Source organism: Rhodococcus sp. YL-1 (assembly GCF_001942025.1).
In the GTDB taxonomy this organism is placed as follows: Bacteria; Actinomycetota; Actinomycetes; order Mycobacteriales; family Mycobacteriaceae; genus Rhodococcus_F; species Rhodococcus_F qingshengii.
In genome coordinates, this window is record NZ_CP017299.1 from 1,120,533 (window position 1) to 1,134,521 (window position 13,989).

At 63.3% G+C, this 13,989-nt stretch carries 12 protein-coding genes; 7 read left to right on the forward strand and 5 right to left on the reverse strand.

The genetic code is table 11. The annotated features are described in order from the left end of the window. Positions 1-65 precede the first annotated feature (65 nt). Positions 66-746, forward strand: coding sequence for a FadR/GntR family transcriptional regulator (locus BH682_RS05180; RefSeq protein WP_075832313.1), 681 nt, complete (start codon positions 66-68; stop codon positions 744-746). On the opposite strand, the gene BH682_RS05185 is transcribed toward BH682_RS05180, so the two are convergent. Next, positions 743-1,849, reverse strand: a complete 1,107-nt coding sequence (locus BH682_RS05185) for a TIGR00374 family protein (RefSeq protein WP_058039159.1) — start codon at positions 1,847-1,849, stop codon at positions 743-745. The genes BH682_RS05180 and BH682_RS05185 overlap by 4 nt on opposite strands. A gap of 9 nt (positions 1,850-1,858) precedes the next feature. Further along, positions 1,859-3,337, reverse strand: coding sequence for an adenylate/guanylate cyclase domain-containing protein (locus BH682_RS05190; RefSeq protein ID WP_003945952.1), 1,479 nt, complete (start codon positions 3,335-3,337; stop codon positions 1,859-1,861). 192 nt (positions 3,338-3,529) lie between these two features. Here BH682_RS05190 and BH682_RS05195 point away from each other — a divergent pair, with 192 nt between their 5' ends. From BH682_RS05195 to BH682_RS05210, 4 genes are read left to right on the forward strand one after another with little or no spacing between them, the layout of a single operon-like run. Then, a complete protein-coding gene (locus BH682_RS05195; RefSeq protein WP_007734480.1) occupies positions 3,530-4,708 on the forward strand; it encodes an AI-2E family transporter in 1,179 nt (392 codons plus the stop codon). Next, on the forward strand, positions 4,701-5,924 hold the full coding sequence (gene macS, locus BH682_RS05200; RefSeq protein WP_007734482.1) for a MacS family sensor histidine kinase: 1,224 nt from the start codon (positions 4,701-4,703) through the stop codon (positions 5,922-5,924). The genes BH682_RS05195 and macS overlap by 8 nt, the downstream gene beginning before the upstream one ends. 28 nt (positions 5,925-5,952) lie before the next feature. Next, entirely contained in the window at positions 5,953-6,585 is a 633-nt protein-coding gene (locus tag BH682_RS05205; RefSeq protein ID WP_047269712.1) for a response regulator, read from the forward strand. A gap of 17 nt (positions 6,586-6,602) precedes the next feature. Further along, positions 6,603-7,322 (forward strand): DUF1707 SHOCT-like domain-containing protein, encoded by a 720-nt coding sequence (locus BH682_RS05210; RefSeq protein WP_007734485.1) that lies wholly within the window; start codon positions 6,603-6,605, stop codon positions 7,320-7,322. 4 nt (positions 7,323-7,326) lie between these two features. On the opposite strand, the gene BH682_RS05215 is transcribed toward BH682_RS05210, so the two are convergent. Next, a complete protein-coding gene (locus BH682_RS05215; RefSeq protein WP_003945664.1) occupies positions 7,327-7,779 on the reverse strand; it encodes a MaoC family dehydratase in 453 nt (150 codons plus the stop codon). 35 nt (positions 7,780-7,814) lie between these two features. Continuing rightward, the gene (locus BH682_RS05220; protein WP_007734488.1) at positions 7,815-8,342 is read right to left on the reverse strand and encodes a cupin domain-containing protein; all 528 of its coding nucleotides are present in this window, start codon (positions 8,340-8,342) and stop codon (positions 7,815-7,817) included. A 152-nt stretch (positions 8,343-8,494) separates the two neighbouring features. On the opposite strand from BH682_RS05220, the gene BH682_RS05225 reads away from it, so the two are divergent. Then, positions 8,495-9,067: a TetR/AcrR family transcriptional regulator gene (locus tag BH682_RS05225; RefSeq protein WP_054188003.1), complete on the forward strand. Its 573-nt coding sequence runs from the start codon at positions 8,495-8,497 to the stop codon at positions 9,065-9,067. 137 nt (positions 9,068-9,204) lie between these two features. Then, complete coding sequence (locus BH682_RS05230) at positions 9,205-11,067, forward strand: DUF2339 domain-containing protein (protein ID WP_075832316.1); 1,863 nt, start codon at positions 9,205-9,207, stop codon at positions 11,065-11,067. Here the strand turns inward: BH682_RS05230 and BH682_RS05235 are convergent. Beyond that, positions 11,042-13,981, reverse strand: coding sequence for an MMPL family transporter (locus BH682_RS05235; RefSeq protein WP_007734492.1), 2,940 nt, complete (start codon positions 13,979-13,981; stop codon positions 11,042-11,044). The two genes, BH682_RS05230 and BH682_RS05235, sit on opposite strands and share 26 nt — an antisense overlap. Between the last annotated feature and the right edge of the window lie 8 nt (positions 13,982-13,989).

Below are 13,989 nucleotides of genomic sequence, written 5' to 3' on the forward strand. Positions count from 1 at the left end.
TGCTCCTGTAGCCATGCGGGCTACACTAGAACGAAATCACTTATCAGACAACCTGAGGAGTTCACGTGTCCCCGATCGTCGAGCGTCGGCTGCTCACCGACCAGGCCGCGGAGTTGCTACGCGCGCGGATCGTGAGCGGTGAATGGGAAGTCGGCGCGAAACTTCCAGGTGAAACCACTCTTGCTGCGCAGTTGGGTATCGGGCGGTCCACTATCAGGGAAGCAGTGCGGACTCTCGCGGGCCTTGGCCTGCTCGAATCGCGGCAGGGCGCCGGGGTCTTCCTACGGAGTACGACGCCTCCGGATCAGTGGCCCCGAGTGCTCGAAGCCGAGGCGATCCTTCACGTCGTCGAGGTGCGCAACGCGGTCGAGATCGAAGCAGCTCGCCTCGCCGCGCAGCGGCGCGATGCCGTTGACGTCGCGGCTCTGCGGCAAGCGCTCGACGGTAGAACTGCCGCAGCGCACTCTGGCGACGCAGCGTTCGTCGACGCCGACATCGCCGTCCACCGAGCAGTGGTGGACGCGGCACACAATCCCGTGCTGTCGGAACTCTTCGAGACCTTTGTACCGCGTCTGCGGGCTGCGTTGATCGAGTTGATCGCGGTTCTGGACCTGCATCCCCACAGCCAGCCCGACGCGGACGAGCATCGAATGTTGGTGGACGCCATCGAAGCCGGCGACGCGGAGGCAGCCGTACGGATCAGTCGGGCACACCTCGACGACATGGCGGCAGCGTTGCGACGCTAGACGCCCGGCTGTTCGCGGCGTTCGAACTCGAGGTCCATCTCGAGGTCTTCGTGGTGGGTTGCACGGAAAGTGATCAAGAAGACGATCCAACCGGCGACAGCGACCCCGACGAAGCTGACCATCCGATATACAAACCATGCCGCAATTGCCTGCGCTCCACTGGCACCGGCGATCGTCAGCGCGGTGATCAGTGCGGTGTCCACGTAGCCCAGCCCGCCGGGCAGCAGCGGAATGCTGCCGACTGCTTTGGCGGCGGTAAAGGCAATCAGGAGCCCCGCGAAGGAGGGTTCCGCGCCCACCGCCCAGCATGCGAAACCCAAACAAGCGACATCGGCGACACGATGGATGGCCGACCACCCGAATGCGATGACCGAGTCGGTGCGGCTGAGCTCGACCGAATCCAGTTGCTTGAGGATTTCGGACCAACGGTGCATACCGCGCCCGGTCGGGTTCTTGCGAGAACGGTTGTACAGCGCCAGAACTCGGTGCCCGATGCGCTCGATGCTGCCGGGATTCTGGGCTATGTATCGCAACGCCAGAAACAGTGCTGCCATGCCGACGAGCGAAATCGTCAGCGTCACCGGGCTGACCTTGGTGCCGAACGCCGCCGCGCCGGTAGCGCCGAGTAGTGCCAGAGTCGCGGCGGCGATGACACCGCACATCGCCAACTGCCAGGATGCGACAACCGGTGTAGCGCCCCACTTTCGAGTCTGCTTGTACGTGAACGCAGTGGAGAAGACCTGGCCCGCAGGCAACGTCAGCGCCATTGCCGTACTGGCATAGATGACCGAGAGGTTCTTGAGGTGACCGGCAACCACACCAGCGGCATTGAGCAGACGTTGTTGAACGGACGCGTAACCGCTGAGTGAAATGAGTTGGGCCGCGACGCACGCGGCCACCCAACCCCAATGGATTTCGGTCAGGACCCGCCAGGCCTCACTTAGCCTGGGCCAGAGATATGCGCCTTCGACTATCAGGAGGGCGATGAGTGCTATCCCGAGCACCCACTTCAGCCACCAGAAGCGCCCTCTGGCCCGACTGGTCTCGGCCACGGGCGAGCGTGGTCGTCTCAGTCGCCGTGGGGTGTTTCCAGGCTGAGCCATCGACTCACCCTAACCAATTTGATCCGGATCGACCTCTGGATACTTTTCGGGCCACGCCAGATGCGTCAGTCGTCGGCGCCCACGCAGTTGGACTTGCTCGCCGAGTTCCCACTCGGCCTGTTCCTCTTCGTCGGCGAAGTACAACGCGCTCGTCGACGCCAGCACCCGGCTGGGCCGAAGTTTCGCGAGCTCGGTGAGCCGTGACGCCTCGTTGACCGGATCACCGATCACGGTGTACTCGAAACGTTCGGCAGCACCGATGTTGCCGGCGACCGCGAGCCCCGCGCTCACACCGATTCCGACGTCGAGGCCGGTGATGTCGTTGAGCTTGAACCGCAGCTCGCGAGCCGCAGCGAGGGCTGCCGTCGGAGCGTCGGGCCGATCGAGTGGTGCACCGAAGATGGCGAGTGCCGCATCACCCATGAACTTGTTGACAAAACCATGGTGACGATCGATGACGTCGACGACCACACGGAAGAACTCGTTGAGCAGTTCGACCACTTCACCCGGCGGGCGCTCGGCCGCGGCACCGGTGGATCCGACCATGTCGACGAACAGAACTGCCACGAATCGAGTTTCGCCGCCCAGCTCGGTACCGAACTTCAACGCGCGCCGGGCCACGTCCTCGCCGACGTGCTGACCGAACAGCTCACGCAGCAGACGACGTTCGTCGGACTCTTTCATCATGCGGTTGAAGCCGACCTGCAGCCGGCCGATCTCACTGCCGTCGAACACCTCGACGCGTACGTCGGTGGCGCCGCGCTGCACCCGCTCGATGGCGCGTCGCAGTTGGCGGATCGGATCGGAGATCTGGGTAGCCGTCAGCATCGACAGCGCAAAGGCCTGCACGATCGCCATGATCGAGATGAGCAGGATCGCCCACGCGAGAGAGTCGGGGGAGAACTCGAGATCGGTCGTGAGCTGCGTCGAGCACAGCAAGATGATGCCTGCGACGGGCATCAGCGTGCCGAGACCCCAGGTCATCGCCAGCCGGGTTCCGACGCCAGGCGCCATGGTCCGATCGAATTCGCCCTCGCTCAAGGCCTGGGCGGCGACCGGACGCAAAATGCGCTCACCGAGCATGTAGGTGAACCCGAAGGTCGTGGTCGCGGCCATGCAGACCGTCACGATCACGGCGATCGCGAGTCCGGGCATCTCGGTGATGGTCAGGAACACGAAGATGATGCCGCCCAGAATCCACAGCACCAGGTGGACGATGGCCTGGCGAAGCGGCGCGTGCAGTGCCGCCATCTGCTCGGACCTCGTGGGTGGACCCCCGCGCAGCCGCCAGCGAATGACCGACTTCAACATCATCGCCGCCGCCGTGAGGCTGACGGCGCCGGCGAATGCCAGGTACACGCCGAAGATCGCGAAGTTGCGGACCCGGTCGGCAACTATCGCGTCGGACTCCTGGATCGGCACGCCGTACCGGACGAAGGCAAAGACCAGTACCGCGCCGATCAGATTGGCTGCGAGCATGGAGAGCATATAGAGGGGCCACCGGCTGCGGATGGTCACCGCTATTGCTCTGTATGAGGCCCGCACAGGGTTCAATTTAGCTGGCAGAGGTCGAAGTGTTGGTACGCGCGTCCGATTATTCGTCCGCTCACCTGTGTCGGCCGGGCCGGTTAGGCTCGCGATGTGAACGCAAACAGGGGGCGTGCGGAGCGAGCATCGAGGATGAACAAACCCATCTCCGCCGACGCTCGGGCGGTGCATCCCGGCGTGCGCATCGCTGCGGAATGGTCGTGGCGCCTCATTGTGATCTTCGCCGGACTGTTGGTTCTCGGGTACGTCGTACTCCGCCTCGAAACCGTGCTCATCCCGGTGGGGCTGGCTCTGCTGGCATCAGCTCTGCTGATCCCGATTGTCGATCGGCTACAGGTGTGGGGTGTTCCCCGCTCGGCAGCCGTCATCGTCGTTCTGCTTGCCTCGATCGGACTGGTCGCGGGAATCATGACGTTTGTCGTCGAGCAGTTCATCGACGGGTTGCCCCAGCTCACCGACCAGTTCACGGCCAGCGTCACGCAAATTCAGAACTGGCTCACCAGCGGTCCGCTGCACTTCAGCGAGGATCAGATCCGCCAGGCAGGTGATTCGGTCGTCAAGTCGGTGCAATCCAATCGTGAGTCCCTGACCAGCGGCGCCTTGACCACGGCGACAGTCATCGGCGAGATCTTCACCGGGGCATTGCTGACGCTGTTCACTCTCATCTTCTTCCTCTACGGCGGCGATCAGATCTGGCAGTTCGTCACCCGGATCGTTCCCACCGACGCGCGTCGTCGCGTACGGATCGCCGGTTCTGCAGGTTTCGGGTCGCTGATCGGCTACGTGCGCGCCACGGTCGCGGTTGCCGCCGCCGACGCGATCGGTATCGGTGCCGGCCTGGCGATCCTCGGGGTGCCGCTCGCCCTGCCGCTGGCGTCGTTGGTGTTCATCGGCGCGTTCATTCCGATCGTCGGTGCATTTCTGACCGGTTTTCTCGCGGTGCTTGTCGCTCTGGTCACGAAGGGTTTCCTGACGGCGCTGATCGTCCTCGGCATCATCATCGGCGTCATGCAGCTCGAAGCGCACGTGATGCAACCGCTGTTGTTGGGTCGCGCTGTTCGCCTGCATCCGCTGGCAGTCGTTCTCGCCATTACAACGGGCATCGTTCTCGCTGGAATCGTCGGCGGGCTCTTGGCTGTCCCGATCGTCGCGGTCCTGAATACCGCTATTCGTTCCCTTCTCGCCGACGACCCGGACATCGCGTACGCCGAACTGCACGTCGAAGATCCGGAAACCCCACTGTTCCCCGCCGAACCCGACGAGCCGCGCGCCGAGCCTCGCATCGTGAACCCCACTCCTCCCGATGACTGAGCCCACCCGCCGTCGTCGGCTGCACTATCAGCCGACCGTTCGCGAGGCGTCGGGCGTCGACACCGACCCTGATGCCCCGCTGTGGCGGGCGGCGCAGGCATTTCGGCTCGTCACGCTGGTGTACGCGATCAGCTACCAGTTCGCCTCGGCCTCCGACTACACCAACTCTCGGCTCAGCTGGTTCTTCGTCGCTCTGATGGCCGTGTGGACCGGGGTGTCGGCACTGTTGCTCGGGACATCCGGTGCTTTGTTCGGGAAGAAGCTGCCGCGGTATCAGGTGGTGATCGCCGATCAGGTGGTCGTCATCTTGCTGATGGCGTCGACGAGGCTGGTCTCCGACCACGAGTGGTATCAGAATCACCAGACGCTGCCCACCACGCTGTGGGCCACCAACGCGGTCATCTCCGCGGCAATTCTCGGCGGGCCGTGGCTCGGTATGGCGTCCGGAGTTGTCATCTCGGCGGCCAGCGCGATCATCCGCGACCAGGTCAACCTGGACCTCTGGCGCGATGCGACGGCTCCCGTGCTCGTATCGGTCGGTCTGGCGTTGGGCTTGGCCACCACCACCGCTCGGCGCTCGCATCGACAACTCGAGCAAGCCGTCCGTCTGGCGGCGGCCACCGAAGAGCGCGAGCGTTTGGCACGCGAAGTACACGACGGCGTTCTGCAGGTGCTGGCGATGGTGCGCAGGCGAGGTGCGGCACTCGGCGGCGAGGCAGCTGAACTGGCTGCTCTGGCCGGTGAGCAGGAGGTCGCCTTGAGAATGCTGATCTCCGAGCAGGTTTCGGGCGCCGCGGCAGACGTCGGCGGACAGACAGTGGATCTGTGTCCGCTGCTGACCACGCAGGCAAGCACGTCGGTGTCGGTGTCGACGCCCGCGCACCCCGTCGTGATCGAGCGTGATCGAGCCATCGAACTGGCAGCCATCGTCGACAATGCTCTGTCCAATGTCGGGCTGCACGCCGGGCCCGCGGCGAAGGCATACGTATTGCTCGAAGATTTGCCGGACGAGGTGATCGTCAGCATCCGCGACGACGGCGTCGGAATCCCCGAGGGTCGCTTGGCGCAGGCCGAAGCCGAAGGCCGCATGGGAGTATCGAAGTCCATTCTCGGTCGAGTGCAGGTGCTCGGCGGCACTGCAGTCCTGCAAACCGGGCCGGGGGAGGGCACCGAATGGGAGATCAACGTTCCGAAGGGGAAAAGTGAGCGTGGCTGACGAACATGGCGAGAATCCGGTGACGGTGATGGTCGTCGACGATCACCCGATGTGGCGCGACGGTGTCTCCCGGGACCTCGAAGCTGCCGGCTTCACCGTGAGCGCCACGGCGGAGGGTGTCGAGAGTGCGCGCCGCCGGGCCGCCGCCGTGCAACCGGCGGTGGTTCTGATGGACATGAACCTGCCGGACGGAAACGGTGCCGACGCCACCACCGCAGTTCTCGAGGTTTCGCCGAAGAGCAAGGTACTGGTGCTTTCGGCCTCTGCCGAACGTGACGACGTCCTCGACGCGGTCAAAGCCGGAGCGTCGGGTTACCTGGTCAAGAGTGCTTCGGTGGCGGAACTGCTCGAGGCCGTGCGAGCGACTTTCGACGGACAAGCCGTCTTCACCCCCGGCCTCGCCGGATTGGTGCTCGGTGAGTACCGCCGGATGTCGACGGCACCGGCCGACGATCGCGCACCCGAGCTGCCTCGGCTCACCGACCGTGAGACCGAAGTGCTCCGTCTTGTCGCCAAGGGGCTGAGCGCAAAACAGATCGCCACGAGGCTCTCGCTCAGCCACCGGACCGTCGAAAACCATGTGCAGGCAACGCTTCGGAAGCTTCAGTTGGCCAATCGCGTCGAGCTCACGCGATACGCGATAGAACAAGGTCTCGAATAACGTTTATCCTGGAAATCATGGAGGCCAGGAATCTACGCGTATCCGATGCCGAACGAGAGCATGTCGGCGAGCTGCTGCAGAAAGCTGTCGGTCAAGGGATGCTCTCGCTCGGTGAGTTCACCGAGCGCATGGACACTGCCTTGGCCGCAAAGACACGAGGTGAGCTCAACTCGGTTCTCGCCGATCTTCCGGGCATCACACTGATCTCCGACTACGACCCACCCGCGTATCCCAATGCGGGTCAGCCGATGTACCAAGGCCAGCCCTACCCGGCGCCGACGTACCAACCCCAACCGCCGCCGGTTCACCCGAGCCCGCCTTACCGCGCTCCCGTCGGGGCTCCGGTTGTAGGTACTTACGGAGCGGCAAATGCTGCCGTGATCCGTGGACGAATGGCGACGGTGACGCGGAACGGTGCCTGGATCGTTCCACCAGCTGTCGTGGTCGACACCAGAATGTCCAGTGTGACTATCGATTTCACGCGTGCGGTGATGCAGACGCAGGTCGTGAACATCTCGATCGACGACTACGCCAGCTCGATTTCACTGATCGTTCCCGAAGAGGCGACGGTGGACATGAACGGTGTCGAGGCAGTCGGGGGAAGCGCGTCGAACAAGGTTCGTTCCGGCCCACAGATGGGCCCGCTGCATCTGGTGGTGCACGGCAAGGTGCGATTCGGCAGTGTCACCGCGAAGCATCCCTTCGGTACCACGATCCGAAAGATGTTCGGCTCCTGACCTTTCAATGATACGCGCGGGTCAACATCTCGGCGACGCACACGGGCTTGTCACCGTGTTCTCGTTCGAACGTCTGCGTCACCGTGATCTGGACACCGCCGTTGATCGGTTCGACTTTGCTCAACGTCGCGCGCATGCGGACACGAGAGCCGACCGGAAGCGGAGCGGGCAACCTGACCTTGTCGAATCCGCAGTTGAGAGCAAACGCAAAACCTTCGAGCGAGAACATTGCGTACGAGAACTTGGGGCCGAGTGAGAGCGTGTAGTTGCCGTGCGCGATGGTTCCGCCGAACGGCGACTCCTTCGCGCGATCCACATCGACGTGAATCCACTGATCGTCGCCGGTGACCCGGGCGAACTCGTCGATGGACTCCTGGGTGACATCGTGCCAGTCGCTGACGCCCAGCTCTTGGTTCAGGTTGGCGCTGAGGTCTTCTGCTCCGGTGAGTACAAGCATGAATTTTCCTTCGATCGGTAGGTGCTGACAGTCGGTCAGTGACTTTCGATGCCGAATCCCACACCGTGTGTCTGTGCGATCTCGGCGGTGGCAACGAGATCGAATTCGATCCCGAAGTCTGCTTCTACCCGCGCTGCAACCGATTCCGCGGCGGAACCTGCTTCGGCCAGTAGTTTCGGCATCAGTTCGAACAGGTCTTCCATCCCTCCGGGCGTGATGATTTCGAGAATCCGTGCTGGAGCGTCGTCGGGATTCCACACGGCGTGCCACTGGCCACGCGGTTTGAAGATCATGGCGCCGGTCTCCGCGTAGACGACCTCGTCTCCGACCATCGCTGCGACGCGGCCACTTTGAACCACCGTGTACTCGTCTTCCCGGCTGTGGCGATGGACCGGTGAGGTCATCGAATGCGGAGCGATGCGGTGTTGTACAAGAGAGAAACCTCCCTCGGTTTGTTTGTTACGAACCATCATCCGGACGCCGGTGGCCGCGAGGGTCCCGGCGAGGTCTTCGTCCGGTCCGAGGACGGTCGTGGTGGTGTTGTTCGGGGAATTCGGTGACATCGATTCAGTCCTTCGTCGTCGTGAGCGTCGTTGGCCGTGCTCCGGTTTGTTGATTCCCGAATCATGTACCAATCGGTCTAGTGATGCAAGGTTTTGACAATTTATGCACTTCAAGTGTTGTCGATATGTGTACTGATCGGTATATTGAACGTATGTCTACGAGGGATTTGTTGGTCGATGCCGCTGCCGATTTGTTGCAGCGGAAGGGCTACGCCGGAACGGGGGTGTCGGAAGTTCTCTCGGCTAGTGCGACTACCAAAGGTTCCTTGTACTTTCACTTTCCCGGCGGCAAGGAAGAACTCGCAGGCGAGGCTCTGAGGCGACGTGGCGAGGCAATGGCCGATTTCATCCGGCACCTGCTGGAGAGCTCACCCGATGCAGCCACCGCGATCTCGGCATTCGCCGCCGCATTGGCTGCGCGTTTGTCGGATTCGGACTACGAACGTGGATGCGCCCTGGCTACGGCAACACTGGATGCTGCAACGGAATCCGAGGTCATCCGCGGTGCTTGTGCGGACGGGTACAACTCGTGGCTCGCACTGCTGGCTCAGCGCCTCGAGGCAGACGGTTGGTCCCGCGAAGACTCCGAGTCCGAGGCAATTCTCGCTCTGTCCGCACTCGAGGGCGCGCTGGTCCTTGCTCGGGCGCGTCAGGATCCCGCTCCGCTTCACACTTCGGGTCGGCTTCTGTCCGAACGATTGCGGAACGCGGCACCTCGGCGTTAGTGCCCTGTCAGTCGATGATGCAGTCAGTCGAGGGTGCTGTCAGTCGAAGGTGTCCTCAGTTGAGTACGAGAAGTCCCCAGGCTGATCGAGTAGTACTACTCATCTGATCGGTTCGGCCACGCAGCAAGCTCGAAGCCATGACCACACCGAGCTCTTCCGCCGTCGATCCGCGACTGGTGACCGCCCTCTCGGCCGAGTGCGACAGCATCGGCCGGCAGTTGCGTCACATGGGCCAGAACCTGTCGATCCTGCAGACTCAGCTGGCCTCGGCTACTGCGACCCCGCCCATGGCGGTAGTCCCGGCACCCGCAGCTCCGGTGCCACAGGTGCCGCAGATGCCGCCAATGCGTTCTCAGCAGAGCGTGCCCGCGTGGCAGCCGCCGACGTATCCGGTTGCCGCACCTCGCCAGCCCTGGTGGCAACGCGACGGTGTCATCAGTCGACTCCTGGCCGCGGCCGGTGTTGCCGTCACACTGATCGGCGTCGTGATGCTGCTGGTACTTGCAGCGCAGGCCGGATTCTTCGGACCTCCGCTGCGGGTGCTCGGCGGTGCGCTCCTTTCCGGCGCCTTGGTGTTTGCCGGGGTGCGGGTCCACGGACGACCAGGGGGCAAAGTGGGGGCAATTGCCCTGGCTGCCACAGGTTTTGCAGGGATGTATCTCGATGTCGTCGCAGCCTCCGTTCTCTACGGTTGGGTGACGACACCGCTCGCGGTGGTGATTGCCTTCGGAATCGCCGCCGCCGGCGTTGCCCTCGCCGTGAAGTGGCATTCCGAATCGCTGGCGCTCATGATCGTTCTGGGAGCAGCGCTGCTGGCTCCCGTGTTGACGTCGGGAATATCGTTGACCCTCATCGGTTTCCTCTTCGCGATCCAGTCGGCGACATTCTCCGCCCAGCTCGGTCGTGACTGGAAGTACCTGGGCATGGCGCGCACCGTACCGGTGGTTCTCGCACTGCTCGCAGCGATAGCGTCGGAGTCCATCTTTGACGAATCCGGTAACAGTGCAGTGCAATTGGTGGTCAGTGCCGGCGTGGTTGCAATCGTGGGGGCCGGCTGCGCGATGGTTATGCAGTGGACGGGTTCGCCCTCGCGTGACGGCATTGCAGGGGCGTGGTCCACCGCTACCTTTGTTGTCTCGTCCCTTCCGCTGATGAGCGTCGGAGCCGTGCTCGGGCGCACCGAATCCGCAGTGCTGTACGGAATTGCTGCGGCACTACTTCTTTCGGCTGCAGCGGCGGCCAAGCCTTTGCCGACGCAACTGCGATTCGGACTGGGCGCAACCGGCGCCCTCGCATTGTTGCTCTGCTGCTTCTCCGGGGCGACTGAATCTCTGGTCGTACCGCTGATCCTCACGGTCGGAATGATCTTCCTCGGAGTCTCGCTGTATGCGGGTTCGCGCTTCGTCTTCGCGCTCGGAACCGCCTTTGCGGCAATCGGATCGATCGGATACCTCACGACGGTTCCGCCGGAGGCGTTGACGACCGCTCGCGCCGCATCCAGGCAACTCGGTGCGATCACGGCACTCTCGAGCCTGACGGCGATAGGTGCACTGGTGATGCTGGTCTGGGCGATTCACCGACTGAAGTTGATTGCCGATTCGAATGCAGCGGTTCTATGGGCGGCCGCAGGGTTCGGTGTCCTCTACGCGGTGACGTGCGCGCTCGTCTCATCCGGCGTCGAAATTTTCGACAGTGCAACCGGTTTCGTTGCCGGGCACAGCGTTGCAACCATCGTCTGGATGCTTGCCGCCACGTCAGCGCTGGTGCTCGGATTGAACAACCGCCAGCACGCTCGCGTCTTGCTCGGAGCCGGGCTTGCTCTCACCAGTGCGGCCGTGGCAAAGCTGTTCCTCTTCGACCTGGCCACACTCAGTGGGCTGGTGCGTAGCGTTGCCTTCCTGGTGGTCGGCTTGCTGCTCCTGCTGGTCGGGACACGTTATGCACGAGCCTTCGCCAAGCAGGAGCAGGAGCAGGTCAGCTTCGCTTCTGGCGAGCGATGAGCTCGCTCACGCTGATGGCGCCTGCGTCGTCAGGCCGGTGCCTGCCGGTGGCGTTGTCGTCGCCGTCAGGGGTGGCGTCCGAGACTCGGGGCTCGTTGGTAGGCGAAGGCGAATCCGTGAAAACCCCGTTACGACGCTCCGGAGCGGTCGGTGGAGGCGGCGACTGGGGGGTCGCCTCCACCGAGGTCGGGGCTGAACCGTTTGTTGCAGAGCCGTTGGTAGCACCGTTTGCGGAGCCGTTCCGGCTCGCGCCGTTGGAGCCTGAACTGCTGCTGGCAGCACCGTTGGTCGCCGAACCGTTTGTCCGCGAAGGCGTCCGGACCACCGGCAGTGGACGTGAGGCCGGGGGAGTCTGTTCCCGGGCCCGCAGGTCCGACAACCAACTCTCGATGGGACGCTCGGCCGGCGCAGCGGGCGTGGGGTTTCTGCGCTTGTCGCTGGCATTCGGTTGCGGCCGGTACGAGGGATTGGGTACCGGTGCCTCGATCAGGTTCTGGGGGGCGCTGGCTGCACTCCCGATATCGAGACGACGTCGCGGTGCCGGCTTCTCCGCGGCGGGAGCCTCCGTGTTGGGTGCCTTGATCGCCATTTCGCTGAGCGGAATGGGCTCGGTGAGAGGATCGGGAACGCGAGGTCCGCTTTCCGGCTGTGCAGCCGGGGCAGGCGGCGGCATGACCCGCGAGGCCGCTTCGATCTTGCGCGGCTGACCCGGTCCGGCGATCGCACCGACAGGCGCGATCTGCGGGACGTTCGCGAGTACCAGCTCGTTGTCGAGGATCGGCTCGCCCAGCCCGATCTTCTGCTGGATCCGCTTCATCCAGGCCGGAGCCCACCAGCAGTCGTCGCCGAGCAGTTTCATGGTCGCGGGGACCAGGAACATTCGGATGAGAGTCGCGTCGATGATCAGCGCGGAGATCATGCCGTAGGAGATGTATTTCATCATCACCAGATCGGACAAGCCGAATGCGCCGGTGACCACGATCAGAATCAGTGCGGCAGCGGTGATGATTCGTCCGGTATGTGCCGTGCCGATACGGATGGATTCGGTAGTACTCGCGCCCTGCGCTCGCGCTTCGACCATGCGGGAGAGCAGGAACACTTCGTAGTCGGTCGACAGGCCGTAGACGATCGCGATGATCAACACCAGGACGGGAGACATGATCGGCCCCGGTGTGAAGTTCAACAGACCGGAACCGTGCCCGTCGATGAAGATCCAGGTCAAGATTCCGAGCGTCGAACCCAGTCCGAGCGCGCTCATCAATGCGGCTTTGATGGGCAGGACGAGCGAGCCGAACGTCAAGAACATCAGCAAGGTCGTCAGCAGGATGACGGATACGACCATCAGCGGCAGACGATCGAGCAATGCGTCGACGCTGTCCTGCTCGATGGCCGGAGTACCGCCGACCAGCACAGTTGTGCCCTCGGGCCAGTCCGCGGACCGCAGATAGTCGATGGTGGGACGTGCCTCGTTCCGCTCCGTCAGACCGGCCTTGAGGACGTTGACACCGTCCTTCGTCGCAACCTCCGGGGTGAACTTCTCGACCAGACCCGGCGCAGCATTTGCGGTCTTGGAAATCTGACCGAGAGTGGTGTTGTCGGCTCCCTCGATGACGAGTCGAACGGGCTCGGTGCGATTGCCGGGGAAGAGTTCGTCGAACTGCGCCTGCGCGACACGCGTGGGGCTGTCCGGGGGCAGGTACGTCTCGTTGATACCGCCGAACTTGATGCCCGTCAGCGGAATGATCATCAGCAGTAGAGCCGCGACGATCGGGACCGCGACCTTGAGCGGATGCTGCATGACCCAGCGGGTGAGCTTGCCCCAGAAACCGTTCTCGATTTCCTCGTTGGTCTTGGTCTGGCGCAGCTTCTTGAAGGTCAGCGCGTCGATCCGCTTGCCGAGAATGCCGAGAATCGCGGGAAGAATCGTGATGGACGAGATCGCGGCAAGCATGACGGCAGCAATGGCGCCGTAAGCCACCGATTTGAGGAAGCCCTGCGGGAACAACAGCAGACCGCCGAGGCTGACGGCAACCATGGTCGCCGAGAACATGACCGTTCTACCCGCCGTCATGACCGTTCGGCGTACTGCGGTCGGGGTGTCGTACCCCTCGGCTATCTCTTCTCGGAAACGGCTGACGATGAACAGCCCGTAGTCGATCGCGAGACCCAGGCCGACCAGAGAGACCACGGGCGCAACAAACGCGTTGACCTCGGTGAAGTTGGTGATCAGTCGAATGATGCCGTTGGCGCCGATGACGGTCAGACCGCCGACGATCAACGGGAGGGCAGCAGCGACGACGCCACCGAAGACGAAGAACAGCAGGACACCGACAGCAGGAATCGCGAGCATTTCCATGCGCTTGATGTCGTTGGCCATCGTGTCGTTGAGCGAATTCGCGACAGGTTGCAGGCCGGCGAGTTGCACGTCGACGCCGTCGATGTAGAACTGCGACTCGACGTCGCGGAAGTTGTTGGACACCGCGGTGTCGTTGTCTCCGGCGATCGCGATGCTGGTGACCGCGTGTTGCTTGGTCTTGTCCGCCAGGGCCGCCACCGAGAGACCGTTGTCGACCTTGAAGTACGAGCCGTTGATCTTCATGATCTGGTCGGGGTTGTCGGCGACGAGTCGCTGCAGATTGTCGATGACCTTCGCTTGGAACTCGGGGTCGTCGACGGTCTTGCCCTCCGGCGCCGTGTACAGCGCCAGAACGTCACCCGTCGTGCTGCGTCCGAACGTGCCGTCAGCGAGTTTGGCAGCCTCTACCGATTCCGACCCCGGATCGTCCCAGCCGCTCTGGCTGAGATGATCCTGCAGGCTCAGGCCGTACGCAGCGAGCCCGAGGAGCCCCGCCACCATGACAGCGATGACGGTGAAGCGGGCTCGATAGACGATGCTTCCCCAGCTGGCGAACACTGATCAAC

Bases quoted from the DNA above. Each gene is read 5' to 3' on its own strand.
- BH682_RS05185 (WP_058039159.1), bottom strand. From the start codon at position 1,849: ATGGCTCAGCCTGGAAACACCCCACGGCGACTGAGACGACCACGCTCG.
- BH682_RS05190 (WP_003945952.1), bottom strand. From the start codon at position 3,337: ATGCTCTCCATGCTCGCAGCCAATCTGATCGGCGCGGTACTGGTCTTT.
- BH682_RS05195 (WP_007734480.1), top strand. From the start codon at position 3,530: ATGAACAAACCCATCTCCGCCGACGCTCGGGCGGTGCATCCCGGCGTG.
- macS (WP_007734482.1), top strand. From the start codon at position 4,701: ATGACTGAGCCCACCCGCCGTCGTCGGCTGCACTATCAGCCGACCGTT.
- BH682_RS05205 (WP_047269712.1), top strand. From the start codon at position 5,953: ATGGTCGTCGACGATCACCCGATGTGGCGCGACGGTGTCTCCCGGGAC.
- BH682_RS05210 (WP_007734485.1), top strand. From the start codon at position 6,603: ATGGAGGCCAGGAATCTACGCGTATCCGATGCCGAACGAGAGCATGTC.
- BH682_RS05215 (WP_003945664.1), bottom strand. From the start codon at position 7,779: ATGCTTGTACTCACCGGAGCAGAAGACCTCAGCGCCAACCTGAACCAA.
- BH682_RS05220 (WP_007734488.1), bottom strand. From the start codon at position 8,342: ATGTCACCGAATTCCCCGAACAACACCACCACGACCGTCCTCGGACCG.
- BH682_RS05225 (WP_054188003.1), top strand. From the start codon at position 8,495: ATGTCTACGAGGGATTTGTTGGTCGATGCCGCTGCCGATTTGTTGCAG.
- BH682_RS05230 (WP_075832316.1), top strand. From the start codon at position 9,205: ATGACCACACCGAGCTCTTCCGCCGTCGATCCGCGACTGGTGACCGCC.